The sequence below is a fragment of the Nitratireductor sp. WH36-1 genome (genome assembly GCF_058725515.1).
Map to the genome: position 1 here is coordinate 2,173,331 of NZ_CM178970.1, position 12,777 is coordinate 2,186,107.

Below are 12,777 nucleotides of genomic sequence, written 5' to 3' on the forward strand. Positions count from 1 at the left end.
CAGAACATACTCTATATGTTCCAGTTGTGTTCCGCAACCGTCCGGTTGCAGCGCCTATGGCGCAGCGAAAAGCGCCTTGGCTCCGTCTGCCACGAACTGGACCGCGAGGGCTGCCAGAATGACGCCCAGGAGGCGCGTCAGGATGGAGCGTCCCGTTTCGCCCAGAAAGCGGTCCACGCGCTCCGCCAGCGTGAAAACGGCATAGGTGAGGAGGATCGTTCCAAGCAGGATGCCAAGCAGCGCAATGGTGCCAAGAATTGAATTGAACTCGCCCGAAAGAAGCACGGTGGCCGAGATGGCGCCGGGACCCGCGATCAGAGGAATGGCCAGCGGGAAGGCGGCGATGTTGCGGATCATGTCGCGCGTGATCGCGCGCTCGGCGCTCTTTTCGTGGCGCTCCTGGCGGCGTTCGAAGATCATCTCGAAGGCGATGAAGAAAAGAAGCAGGCCGCCTGCCACGCGGAAGGCGGGAAGCGTGATGCCGAACACGGCCAGAATGGCGCTGCCAGCGACGCCGAACAGGGCCAGAACGGCGAATCCGATGATGGCTGCGCGCACGGCCACCTGATTGCGCTCCGAGCGGTTCATGCCCGCTGTCAGCGCCAGAAAGAGCGGCGCAAGCCCTGGCGGGTCGACGGTTACCAGCAATGTGACGAAGGCGTTGAAAACGGTATCGTAACCAGGCATCGGGTTCTCCTTGCGGCCTCTCTAGCCCAGCTTGGATGCGAGGGAAAAGCCCTCATTCTTCACGCAGGCTCGCTTCCTGCGGCAATTTGTCAAGGCGCTCATCCCCAGGAGGTTCGTATGCGCCTGAAATTGCGTTGGATTTCCGTCATCAAAAACGGATGCTCAATTGGAGAATCGCTGACGGCTCATATATAAAGAGTATGTGATTCCTCATTAAGAATGTGACACGTTTTGACTGACCAGACGACGCCGAACGGATCGGGCGAGCCCGACGAAATCGAGCCGATTTCCATTGTCGAGGAGATGCAGCGCTCTTATCTCGATTATGCGATGAGCGTGATCGTGAGCCGCGCCTTGCCGGATGCACGCGATGGTCTGAAGCCGGTGCATCGGCGCATTCTCTATGCATCCCATGAGAGCGGTTACCACTGGAACCGCAAATATGTGAAATCGGCCCGTCCTGTTGCCGACGTGATGGGTAAATACCACCCGCACGGCGATGCCGCCATCTACGACGCCTTGGTGCGTATGGCGCAGAACTGGTCCATGCGCCTGCCGCTGGTCGACGGGCAGGGCAATTTCGGCTCCATCGACGGCGATCCGCCGGCGGCAATGCGTTACACCGAGTCGCGTCTCACCAAGGGCGCGCATGAGCTTCTGGAAGACATCGACAAGGACACGGTCGATTTTCAGGACACCTATGACGGCTCCTCCAGCGAGCCGCGCGTGCTTCCGGCGCGCTATCCGAACCTTCTGGTCAATGGTTCGGGTGGCATCGCCGTCGGCATGGCGACGAACATTCCGCCGCACAATCTGGTCGAAGTCATCAATGGCTGCGTGGCGCTGATCGAGAACCCCGCACTCGGCCTGCCGCAGTTGCAGGAGATCATTCCCGGTCCCGATTTCCCGACCGGCGGCCTGATTCTCGGCCGTTCGGGCATTCGCAGCGCCTATGAGACGGGCCGCGGCTCGATCCTCATGCGCGGCAAGGTCTCGATCGAGCCTGCGCGCAATGATCGCGAAGCCATCATCATCACCGAAGTTCCCTATCAGGTGAACAAGGCGTCGATGATCGAAAAGATGGCCGAGCTGGTCCGCGACAAGCGCATTGAAGGCATTTCCGACATTCGCGACGAGAGTGACCGTCAGGGTTACCGCGTCGTGGTCGAGCTGAAGCGCGACGCCGTTGCCGATGTGGTGCTGAACCAGCTTTATCGCTTCACGCCGCTTCAGACCTCCTTTGGCGCCAACATGGTGGCGCTCAACGGCGGCAAGCCGGAACAGATGAACCTGCTTGATCTGCTCCAGGCCTTTGTCTACTTCCGCGAGGAAGTGGTCAGCCGGCGCACCAAGTACCTGCTGCGCAAGGCGCGTGAGCGCGCGCACGTCCTGGTTGGCCTGGCGATTGCCGTTGCCAATATCGACGAGGTGATCAAGCTCATCCGTCACGCGCCCGATCCGCAGACCGCGCGCGAGCAGTTGATGGAGCGCCGCTGGCCGGCCTCCGATGTGGAAGCGCTGATCCTGCTGATCGATGATCCGCGTCACCGCATCAACGAGGATGGCACCTACAATCTGTCCGAAGAACAGGCGCGTTCGATCCTCGAGCTGCGTCTCCAGCGCCTCACCGCGCTCGGACGCGACGAGATCGCCGACGAATTGAACAAGATCGGTGTGGAGATCGCGGATTTCCTCGAGATTCTGTCTTCGCGCGCCCGCATTCAGCAGATCGTCAAGGACGAGCTCATCGGCGTGCGCGACGAGTTCGGCACGCCGCGCCGCACCGAGATCACCGAAGGTGGCGCAGATCTCGACGATGAGGACCTGATCCAGCGTGAAGACATGGTCGTCACGGTCACGCGCAAGGGCTACATCAAGCGCGTGCCGCTTTCGATCTACCGGGCGCAGGCGCGTGGCGGCAAGGGCCGCTCGGGCATGTCGACCAAGGACGAGGATTTCGTCACCCAACTCTTCGTCGCCAACACCCACACGCCGATCCTGTTCTTCTCCTCGCGTGGCATTGTCTACAAGGAGAAGGTCTGGCGTCTGCCGGTCGGTACGCCGCAATCGGTTGGCAAGTTCCTGCGCAACATGCTGCCGCTCGAAGAGGGTGAGAGCATCACCACGATCATGCCGCTTCCGGAGGATGAAGAGAGCTGGGGCGCGCTGGACGTCATGTTCGCCACCACACGCGGCACGGTGCGGCGCAACAAGCTGTCGGATTTCGTTCAGGTCAACCGCAATGGCAAGATAGCCATGAAGCTGGATGATCCGAGCGACGAGATCCTCGGCGTCTTCACCTGTACCGAAGACGACGACGTTCTGCTGACGGCGGCTTCGGGCCAGTGCATCCGCTTCTGCGTCACCGATGTACGCGTCTTCGCCGGGCGCAACTCGATCGGCGTGCGCGGCATCAATCTGGCCGAGGGCGACCGGGTCATCTCCATGGCCATCCTGGCCCATGTGGAGGCAAGCCCGGCCGAACGCGCTGCCTATCTCAAGCAGGCCGCCGCCGAGCGGCGTCAGGCTTCGGGTGAAGAAGAGGAAGTGGCGCTCACCAACGAGGATGTCGGTGAGGAGGAAAGTCTGTCCACGGAGCGCTTCGAAGAGCTTCAGGCGCGCGAGCAGATGGTGCTGACCGTCAGCGAGTTCGGCTATGGCAAGCGCTCGTCCAGCTACGACTTCCGTGTCACCGGACGTGGCGGCAAGGGCATTCGCGCCACCGATGTCTCCAAAACCGGCGAGATCGGTCCGCTCATCGCGGCGTTCCCGGTCGAGCAGGAAGATCAGATCATGCTGGTTTCCAATGCCGGTCAGGTCATCCGCGTTCCGGTCGGTGGCATCCGCATCGCAAGCCGCGCCACCAAGGGCGTGACCATCTTCAACACGGCCAAGGGCGAGAAGGTCGTTTCGGTTGAGCGTATTTCCGATACGCAGGCCGAAGAAGAAGAGATGGAAGCGCTGGACGGAGAAGCCGCAGCCGAGGCGGGGGATGCTCCTGCCGCCAACGCGGATACGCCTGACAATGGCGCTGACACTGGTGCCGACAATGGCGCTGGCGAAGACGGTGCTTCTGGCGGCGAGGGCGCTGCCGAATAATCGGCAGCCTTCTTCCAAACGTAAGGGGCAGGGATCCGTTCCTGCCCTTTAACGCAGGCGGCTATGGCCCGTGTTGCGGCCCGTGTTGCGCACGCGGTTTTCCAGCTTGATGCGGTTGGCCTCTTCATGAAGGCCGACCGCCGTTGCGATCAGCATGGCGACGGTCATTGCGGCAGCGAGCGTAAAGATAAGCATGGCTTGTCTCCTTTGGCCTGTTAACGAAGAGAGACGCCATTTGGTTTCATGGCTGGCGCTCTCCCTGCCATTGGTGTCCTGACTAGCCCAACTGGTTCGAACCGTTCTTGAATGGGGCGTTCATGCCTCGTTCATGCGCTCTGCGGCGTTGTGCCCGACGGGGCTGCCCTGGCGTGATTGCTGAATTGCCATCGCCCGGCAAGACGGATAAAAGCACGCCATGACCGAACGAACAGCCTTTTATGCCGGGTCTTTCGATCCACTGACAAATGGCCACCTGGATGTGCTCAAGGGCGCGCTCACGGTATCTGACCGCATTGTCGTCGGGATCGGCCTTCACCCGGGCAAGAAGCCTCTTTTTTCCTATGAGGAGCGCGTCGCATTGATCCAGCGCTCTGCGCTGGCCGAGCTTGGTGACGATGCCGGGCGCATCGAGGTTGTCGCGTTTGACGGGCTGGTCATCGATGCGGCGCGCGAGCATGGCGCATCGATCATGATCCGCGGCCTGCGCGATGGCACCGATCTTGATTATGAAATGCAGATGGCGGGCATGAATGAAACCATGGCGCCCGACCTGCAGACTGTTTTTTTGCCGGCAAGTCCTTCCGTGCGCACAATTACCGCCACACTTGTACGGCAGATCGCTTCCATGGGCGGAAATATAGCGCCATTCGTTCCTTCCGTTGTTCTGGAAGCGCTCAAAGCCAAATTCCCCGCCTGAAACCAAAAGGAGAGTTTCATGCAGCTTCGCAAGCTTGCCTCGTCTGCGCTCGTGGCCGGTGCACTCATGATCGGTCTTGGCGTTGCTACTGCAGCCGAACCCGAAAACACGGTGATTCTCACGCTCAAGAACGGCGATGTCACTATCGGACTGCGGCCTGACCTGGCTCCCAAGCATGTCGAACAGATCAAGGCTCTGGTGGCCGAAGGCGCTTACGACAATGTCGCGTTCCACCGCGTGATCGATGGCTTCATGGCGCAGACCGGCGATGTCCAGTTCGGCGATGTGGAAGATGGTTTCGATGCGCGTCTGGTTGGCACCGGCGGTTCGGAAAAGCCCGATCTTCCCGCTGAGTTCTCCGATGCAGACTTTGCGCGCGGCACGGTCGGTATGGCCCGCTCGCAGGATCCGAATTCCGCAAATTCCCAGTTCTTCATCATGTTTGCCCCCGCCTCGCACCTCAACGGCCAATATACCGTGATCGGCGAGGTCGAATCGGGCATGGAGCTGGTCGACAAGATCAAGAAGGGTGATTCCGCAAGAAACGGCATGGTGCAGAACCCGGACAAGGTTCTGAAAGCACGCATGGCGAGCGACAGCGCGAATTAAAGCGGTTCCAGGAAAAGCGGGAACATTTTTCCGTCCGGAACTGCGCAAAACCAATGCATTAGAGCGTTTTCCCGATTCACCGAAAAGCGCAAACGCTCTAACCGCGTCGATACAAGAAAGGTACAAAAATGGCTGATATCAAGGATCCGGAAAACGCGATCGTGATGGAGACGACCAAGGGCAAGGTCGTGATCCAGCTCTTCCCGGACGTTGCGCCCGAGCATGTGAAGCGCATCAAGGAACTGGCCCGTGAGAACTTCTACGACGGCATCGTGTTCCACCGCGTGATCGACGGTTTCATGGCGCAGACCGGCGACCCGACGGGCACCGGCATGGGCGGTTCCGACAAGCCGGACCTCAAGGCCGAATTCTCCAACACGGCGCATGAGCGCGGCACCTGCTCGATGGCCCGTTCGCAGAACCCGAATTCCGCCAACTCGCAGTTCTTCATCTGCTTCGACAAGGCTCCGTGGCTTGACCGTCAGTACTCGGCCTGGGGCCAGGTGGTCGAAGGCATGGACAGCATCGACAAGATCAAGCGCGGTGAGCCGGTTTCGGAGCCCGATTCCATCATCACCATGCGCGTTGCGGCTGACGTCGCTTAAATTTCTGACACCGGGCGGCAGTCGCCGCCCGGTCTCTTTCCGGCCTTACCTGCCATGCGCGTAGATATTTTCGATTTCGATCTCCCCGAAGAGTGCATTGCGCTGCGGCCTGTCAGTCCGCGCGATTGCGCGCGCATGCTTCTGGTTCGCGATGACACGCTTGAAGATCGCGTGGTCCGCGACCTGCCGTCGCTGCTTCAGCCCGGCGACGCACTCGTTTTCAACGATACCAAGGTTATTCCGGCCCGGCTTTCCGGCATCCGCCGCCGTGGCGAGGCTCAGGCCCGCATCGAGGCCACGCTGCATATGCGCGAAGGCCCGGACCGCTGGCGCGCCTTCCTGAAACCCGCAAAGCGGGTGAAGCAGGGCGAACGCATCCAGTTCGGCCATGATGGCGAAAGCTGCTTTCTGGGAACGCTGGAAGCAACCGTCGCCGAAAAGGGCGAGGGCGGTGAAGCCCTGCTGGTGTTCGACTTTTCCGGTCCGATCCTGGATGAGGCGATTGCGGCTGCGGGCCACATGCCCCTGCCGCCCTACATTGCCGGAAAGCGCGCCGAAGATGCGCGCGACGATACCGATTATCAGACGGTCTACGCCCGCGAGGAAGGTGCGGTGGCTGCGCCCACGGCCGGGCTCCACTTCACGCCGGAACTCATGCAGGCGCTGGATGCAGCCGGCATTGAGCGGCACTTCGTGACGCTGCATGTGGGGGCGGGCACCTTTCTGCCCGTGAAGGTAGACGATACGGACGACCACAAGATGCATTTTGAGCGTGGCGAGGTGAGCGCGCAGACCGCTGCCGCGCTGAACGCCGTGCGGGCGCGGGGTGGCAGGATCGTCTCGGTCGGCACCACATCGCTCAGGCTTCTGGAAAGTGCGGCGCAACGAACGGGCGCGCTTGAAGCCTGGTCCGGCGCGACCGACATCTTCATCACGCCCGGCTATCGCTTCCGCACCGTCGATGTTCTGATGACGAATTTTCACCTGCCGCGCTCGACGCTGTTCATGCTGGTTTCGGCCTTCTGCGGCACGGAACGCATGAAGCGCGCCTATGAGCACGCCATCAGCAATGAGTACCGCTTTTATTCCTATGGCGATTCCAGCCTGCTTTTCAGGGATGACCAACCGTGAGTGACCGGTTCACCTTTCGCCTTCTCGCTTCGGACGGAAAAGCCCGCCGTGGCGAGATCACCATGCCGCGCGGCACGATCCGCACACCGGCTTTCATGCCGGTGGGAACGGCGGGCACCGTCAAGGCCATGTATATGGACCAGGTACGCGATCTGGGGGCCGACATCATCCTCGGCAACACCTATCACCTGATGCTTCGGCCGGGTGCGGAGCGCATGGCGCGGCTGGGCGGACTGCACGAATTCGCGCGCTGGCCCTATCCGATCCTCACGGATTCGGGCGGATTTCAGGTGATGTCGCTGTCGGAACTGCGCAAGATCACCGAGAAGGGCGTCACCTTCCGCTCGCATGTGGACGGTCAGGTGTTCGAGATGCCGCCGGAGCGCTCCATCGAAATTCAGGGGCTGCTCGGATCCGATATCCAGATGCAGCTCGATGAATGCGTTGCGCTGCCGGCGGAAGAAAAAGAGATCGAGCGCGCGATGGAGCTTTCGCTGCGCTGGGCCGAGCGCTGCAAGACCGCCTTTGGCGATCAGCCGGGCAAGGCCATGTTCGGCATCGTTCAGGGCGGCGACAAACCGCATCTGCGCGAGCGTTCCGCTGCCGCACTCGCTGCGATGGACCTGAAGGGCTATGCCGTTGGCGGTCTGGCCGTGGGTGAGCCGCAGGCGGTGATGCTTGAGATGCTGGAAGCCACATGCCCTGTTCTGCCGGTTGAAAAGCCGCGCTATCTCATGGGCGTCGGCACGCCTGACGACATTCTGAAATCGGTGGCGCGCGGGATAGACATGTTCGACTGCGTGATGCCGACGCGCGCCGGCCGGCACGGCCTTGCCTACACGCGCCGGGGCAAGATCAATCTGAAGAATGCCCGCCATGCGGAAGATCTGCGCCCGCTGGATGAAGAGAGCGATTGCCCGGCAGCCCGTGATTATTCGCGCGCCTATCTGCATCATCTGGTGAAGTCGGGCGAATCGCTCGCAGGCATGCTTCTGACCTGGAACAATCTCGCCTATTACCAGTCTCTGATGCAGGATATTCGCGACGCCATCGAGGCTGGCCGCTTTGCCGAGCGCGCTTCCGAGATCACCGCTGCCTGGGAAAAAGGCGATCTGCCGTCGCTCTGATCGGCCGCGCCGCGATCGCTGCTTAAGGGGTCAGCGCAGTGCCCGGACCATGCGCAGAACGCGCCCATTCCGGGTGCGTTTTCGGTAAGTTATAGAAACGACTTGCTTTTTGGCTGTATCCCCGTTGAAATGCTCGTGAGAGGAGCATTTCTTGACGCCATTCGACGAGATGCGCCTGGGGGGCCAGGCACGAGATCCCTACGAAGATTATCAGCGCTGGTTCGACCGGCAGGATTCCAAACGCCTCAAGAAGAAGGCCGACGACGCGGAGCGCGTGTTTCGCAGAACGGGCATCACCTTCGCGGTCTATGGCGAGCAGGAAGCGGCTGAACGTCTCATTCCCTTCGACATCGTTCCGCGCATCATTTCCGGCAAGGAGTGGCGCAGGCTCGTTCAGGGCATCGAGCAGCGGGTACAGGCGCTCAACGCCTTTCTGGACGACATCTATCACCGGCAGGAAATCCTGCGGGCAGGGCGCCTTCCCAGGGAGATCATATCCAACAATGAGGCCTTCCTGCCCGAGATGATCGGCGTGCGGCCGCCGGGTGGCGTCTACACGCACATCACCGGTGTCGACATCGTGCGCACCGGCGAGGATGATTTCTTCGTTCTGGAGGACAATGCCCGCACACCGTCGGGCGTCTCCTACATGCTGGAGAACCGCGAAACGATGATGCAGCTCTTTCCGGAGCTGTTTCAGCAGGTGAAGGTGCTGCCGGTGGAGCATTACCCCCGGCTCCTGCGCCAGTCGCTCAATGCGGTGAAGCCGCAGAACTGCGAAGGCGCGCCGACGGTGGCCGTTCTCACGCCGGGCAGCTTCAACTCCGCCTATTTCGAACACGCTTTTCTGGCCGACCAGATGGGCGTGGAGCTGGTCGAAGGGCCGGATCTGCGGGTGGTGGACGGGCACGTCGCCATGCGCACCACACAGGGCTACAAGCGTATCGACGTCCTCTATCGGCGCATCGATGACGACTATCTCGACCCGCTGACCTTCCGGTCCGATTCCGTGCTGGGCGTGCCGGGCATCATGGATGTCTACCGCGCCGGCAACATCACCATCGCCAACGCGCCCGGAACCGGCATTTCCGATGACAAGGCGATCTATTCCTACATGCCGGAAATCGTCGAGTTCTACACGGGCAGCAAGGCCATCCTGCCCAATGTGCCCACTTGGCGCTGCTCGGAGCCCGACAGTCTTGCCTATGTGCTCGACCATCTGGACGAACTGGTGGTGAAGGAGGTGCACGGCTCGGGCGGTTACGGCATGCTTGTGGGTCCCGCAGCCTCGAAGAAGGAGCTTTCGGCCTTCGCCGCAAAGCTCAGGGCGCGGCCGAAGAACTATATCGCACAACCGACGCTTTCGCTTTCCACCTGCCCGATCATGACCGGCAAGGGGCTGGCGCCGCGGCATGTCGATCTGCGCCCCTTTGTTCTGGTCTCCGACCGCATCCGCATCGTGCCGGGCGGGCTGACGCGGGTGGCGCTCAAGAAGGGATCTCTGGTGGTGAATTCCTCACAGGGCGGCGGCACCAAGGACACATGGGTGCTCGATGACTGAGGGGTGCTCGATGATTAAGGGCTGTGCGATGAGTGGAAGGAGCAAGGGCTGACATGCTTTTGGGGCGCTCTGCGAACGGTCTCTACTGGATGGCGCGCTATATCGAGCGGGCGGAGAATATGGCGCGTCTGGCCGATACGGGGCTGCGGCTGGCGCTGACCCAGAGCAATGCAGCCTCCGATGAATGGGCCTCGGTTCTCACCAGCGCCGGCGTGCGCGATCTGTTCGAAGAGACGAACGACAATTTCGATACGGCGACGGTGACGAACTTCCTGCTCCGCGATACGGACAATCCCTCCAGCGTCCTCTCCTCCATCGACACAGCGCGCATGAACGCGCGGATGGTGCGCACGGCGCTGACGCGCGAGACCTGGGAAAGCGTCAACGAAGCATGGATGGCGCTTCATCGCATGCTCAGGCACCGCGTGGACGAGCCCGATCTGCCGGCCGTTCTCGATGCGGTGAAGCGGGAGACGGCGCTTATTCGCGGGGCGTTTCAGGGCACCATGCTGCGCAACGAGGTTTTCGACTTCGCGCAGATCGGCACGCTGATCGAGCGGGCCGACAACACGGCGCGCATTCTCGACGTGAAGTACTATGTTCTTCTGCCTTCGGCCGCCTGGGTCGGTTCATCGCTCGACAACAGCCAGTGGCAGACCATTCTGCGCTCGGTTTCGGCGCTGCGGTCCTATCGCTGGACCTATGACGGCGATTTCAATCCATCGAAGATCGCCGATTTTCTGATCCTCAATCGACGCATGCCGCGCTCGCTGGCCTTTTCCTATCGCGGCATTTGCGATTCCCTCGATTATCTGGCCGACGAGTATGGAGAGCGCCAGCCCTGCCACGAACTCGCGCATGCCCGCCTGACCCGGCTGAAATCAGCCGACATTGCGGATGTCTTCGATGACGGGCTGCACGAGTTTCTGAGCGACTTCATCCGTGACAATGCGGCGCTGGGCAACCAGATCGCGGCAGACTTCCGCTTTTATTGAGGAGGGTCGCATGCGCCTCAGGATCACGCATCATTCAGAATATCGCTACGACGCCCCGCTCGCCTACGCGCTGCAGCGTCTCCGCCTTGTTCCCCGCAGTGGCCCGACGCAGGAGGTGATCGAATGGTCGCTTCGAACCGATGGCGCAGCGCAGGAAGTGCAGTTCATCGACGGGTTTGGAAACGACACGCGCCTTATCAGCATTGATGGCGAACCCCATACGATCGTGATCGAGGCTTCGGGCATCGTGGAGACCCGTGACACCGCCGGCGTGACCGGCCGGCATCAGGGGCTCGCGCCGCTCTGGCTGTTTCAGCAGGAAACCACGCTTTGCAGCGCGGGTGACGGCATATCCGCGCTGGCAAAGCGAGCAGAAGGCGAAACGGACGTCGAGCGCCTGCACAGCCTGATGGCGCTGGTGCGCGATCAGGTGGCCTACCGGATCGGAACAACGGATGCGGGAACGCCTGCCGAAGAGGCGCTCACAAACGGCGAGGGCGTGTGTCAGGATCACACGCATATCTTTCTCACGGCGGCGCGCCTGATGGGTTTTCCCGCGCGCTATGTGAGTGGCTATCTGCGCATGGACGATACGGACGAACAGGCGGCGAGCCATGCCTGGGCGGAGGCGCATCTCGACGGTCTCGGCTGGGTCGCATTCGACTGCTCCAACGGGATATCGGCGGACGACCGCTATGTGCGTGTGGCGACCGGCCGCGATTACCGCGACGCCATGCCGATTATGGGGATCAGGATCGGCATGGCGCAGGAAGAGCTTGCGGTTCAGATCACCGTCGAGCAGTAATCTATCCAGACGAAACTGAAGAGGCACAGTCCGCATGACCTATTGCGTCGGGCTGAAAACCCATGAGGGGCTGGTGTTCATGTCCGATACGCGGACGAATGCCGGCGTCGACAACATCTCCGTTTTCCGCAAGATGCATTGCTGGCAGAAAGAGGACGAGCGGGTTCTGGTTCTTTTATCGGCGGGTAATCTCGCGACCACGCAGGCTGTTGTCAGCCTGCTGGAAGAGCGGACCAAGGCCCCCGACGAGCGCACGCCATCCATGCTCGAGACGCCGTCCATGTATCAGGCCGCACGCCTGGTCGGCGATACGGTGAAGGAGGTCATTCGCCAGTCCGCGCCAGCGGGTCAGAGCGCTGACGCTTTCGGAGCCTCGTTCATTCTGGGTGGACAGATCCGCGGGATGGAGCCGCGTCTGTTCATGATCTACCCGGAAGGCAATTTCATCGAGGCGAGCGCGGATACGCCGTTCTTCCAGATCGGCGAGACAAAATACGGCAAGCCCATTCTGGTGCGCGCATTCGATCCCGCAATGAGTTTTGAGGAGACGGTGAAGCTGCTTCTCGTCTCCTTCGATTCCACGCTTCGCTCCAACCTGTCGGTCGCGCCGCCCATAGACCTTCTCTATTACGAACAGGACAGTTTCCGCATCGGATATGAGAAGCGCATAGAGGCGGAAGATCCTTATATGCGCACGATTTCAGAGGGTTGGTCGCAAGCGCTGAAGTCTGCGTTCAAGAGCCTTCCCGACTTCACGCGCTGAACGAACCTGACCATGAGCCGGATCAGATCGCGAGCGACGCCGCTTCCCTGAGGCTCACGCCGGTGATGCGGAACGTGCCGTCTGCCTGTCGCTTCAGCGTGTAGACTGCTTCGTAGTTCCTGCCATTCGGTGCAGTTGTCAGAACACGCTGCATGATGGTTTCGCCGGAAAGCTCCACAGCCTTGTCGAATGCAAGACTGCGCGGGCGATAGACAGGCTGATAGCCCTGCCTGACCATCGCCATGAAGCGCTCCAGTGTCGGGAACATGCGCTTGATGTTGGGGGCGGCATAGGAATAGGCGCGGGCGTCGTCGCCGGCGATGAACGCCTCGATCTGCCCCTTGATGGATGATTGCGCCGCGCGGATTTCTGCCTCACCTGCAAAAGCGAAAACGGGTGTCAGGCAGATAAGGATGGTCAGTAACAGTCGTTGCATGATCGCTCCTCCACTTGAACGGCGGCCACTTGAACGGCGGCAC

Annotated in this window: 13 protein-coding genes; 10 read left to right on the forward strand and 3 right to left on the reverse strand. The window is 61.2% G+C overall.

The genetic code is table 11. From position 1 onward, the window contains the following. Positions 1-54: 54 nt before the first annotated feature. Positions 55-687: a MarC family protein gene (locus AC4PTT_RS10215; RefSeq protein WP_206547518.1), complete on the reverse strand. Its 633-nt coding sequence runs from the start codon at positions 685-687 to the stop codon at positions 55-57. Between the two features lie 231 nt (positions 688-918). On the opposite strand from AC4PTT_RS10215, the gene gyrA reads away from it, so the two are divergent. After that, positions 919-3,786, forward strand: coding sequence for a DNA gyrase subunit A (gene gyrA, locus AC4PTT_RS10220; RefSeq protein WP_317088174.1), 2,868 nt, complete (start codon positions 919-921; stop codon positions 3,784-3,786). Positions 3,787-3,834: 48 nt separating this feature from the next. Here the strand turns inward: gyrA and AC4PTT_RS10225 are convergent, their stop codons facing one another. Continuing rightward, positions 3,835-3,981 carry a hypothetical protein gene (locus AC4PTT_RS10225; protein WP_206545237.1) on the reverse strand — a complete coding sequence of 49 codons (147 nt, stop codon included), beginning with the start codon at positions 3,979-3,981 and terminating at the stop codon, positions 3,835-3,837. Positions 3,982-4,201: 220 nt separating this feature from the next. Here AC4PTT_RS10225 and coaD point away from each other — a divergent pair, with 220 nt between their 5' ends. From coaD to AC4PTT_RS10270, 9 genes are all read left to right on the forward strand, one after another. After that, positions 4,202-4,702, forward strand: a complete 501-nt coding sequence (coaD, locus tag AC4PTT_RS10230) for a pantetheine-phosphate adenylyltransferase (protein WP_113155259.1) — start codon at positions 4,202-4,204, stop codon at positions 4,700-4,702. An 18-nt stretch (positions 4,703-4,720) separates the two neighbouring features. Next, complete coding sequence (locus AC4PTT_RS10235; protein WP_206545238.1) at positions 4,721-5,311, forward strand: peptidylprolyl isomerase; 591 nt, start codon at positions 4,721-4,723, stop codon at positions 5,309-5,311. A 128-nt stretch (positions 5,312-5,439) separates the two neighbouring features. After that, positions 5,440-5,916: a peptidylprolyl isomerase gene (locus AC4PTT_RS10240; RefSeq protein WP_113155257.1), complete on the forward strand. Its 477-nt coding sequence runs from the start codon at positions 5,440-5,442 to the stop codon at positions 5,914-5,916. A gap of 54 nt (positions 5,917-5,970) precedes the next feature. Then, a complete protein-coding gene (gene queA / locus AC4PTT_RS10245; RefSeq protein WP_492161074.1) occupies positions 5,971-7,047 on the forward strand; it encodes a tRNA preQ1(34) S-adenosylmethionine ribosyltransferase-isomerase QueA in 1,077 nt (358 codons plus the stop codon). Continuing rightward, entirely contained in the window at positions 7,044-8,174 is a 1,131-nt protein-coding gene (tgt, locus tag AC4PTT_RS10250; RefSeq protein ID WP_492161075.1) for a tRNA guanosine(34) transglycosylase Tgt, read from the forward strand. The genes queA and tgt overlap by 4 nt, the downstream gene beginning before the upstream one ends. Before the next feature lie 151 nt (positions 8,175-8,325). Next, positions 8,326-9,735 (forward strand): circularly permuted type 2 ATP-grasp protein, encoded by a 1,410-nt coding sequence (locus AC4PTT_RS10255; RefSeq protein ID WP_492161076.1) that lies wholly within the window; start codon positions 8,326-8,328, stop codon positions 9,733-9,735. A gap of 53 nt (positions 9,736-9,788) precedes the next feature. Next, the gene (locus AC4PTT_RS10260) at positions 9,789-10,730 is read left to right on the forward strand and encodes an alpha-E domain-containing protein (RefSeq protein ID WP_206552522.1); all 942 of its coding nucleotides are present in this window, start codon (positions 9,789-9,791) and stop codon (positions 10,728-10,730) included. Positions 10,731-10,740: 10 nt separating this feature from the next. Beyond that, positions 10,741-11,535 carry a transglutaminase family protein gene (locus AC4PTT_RS10265; protein ID WP_317088171.1) on the forward strand — a complete coding sequence of 265 codons (795 nt, stop codon included), beginning with the start codon at positions 10,741-10,743 and terminating at the stop codon, positions 11,533-11,535. 34 nt (positions 11,536-11,569) lie between these two features. After that, entirely contained in the window at positions 11,570-12,298 is a 729-nt protein-coding gene (locus AC4PTT_RS10270; RefSeq protein ID WP_206545244.1) for a proteasome-type protease, read from the forward strand. A gap of 22 nt (positions 12,299-12,320) precedes the next feature. On the opposite strand, the gene AC4PTT_RS10275 is transcribed toward AC4PTT_RS10270, so the two are convergent. Further along, positions 12,321-12,734, reverse strand: a complete 414-nt coding sequence (locus AC4PTT_RS10275) for a DUF4864 domain-containing protein (protein WP_113155250.1) — start codon at positions 12,732-12,734, stop codon at positions 12,321-12,323. Positions 12,735-12,777: the final 43 nt, after the last annotated feature.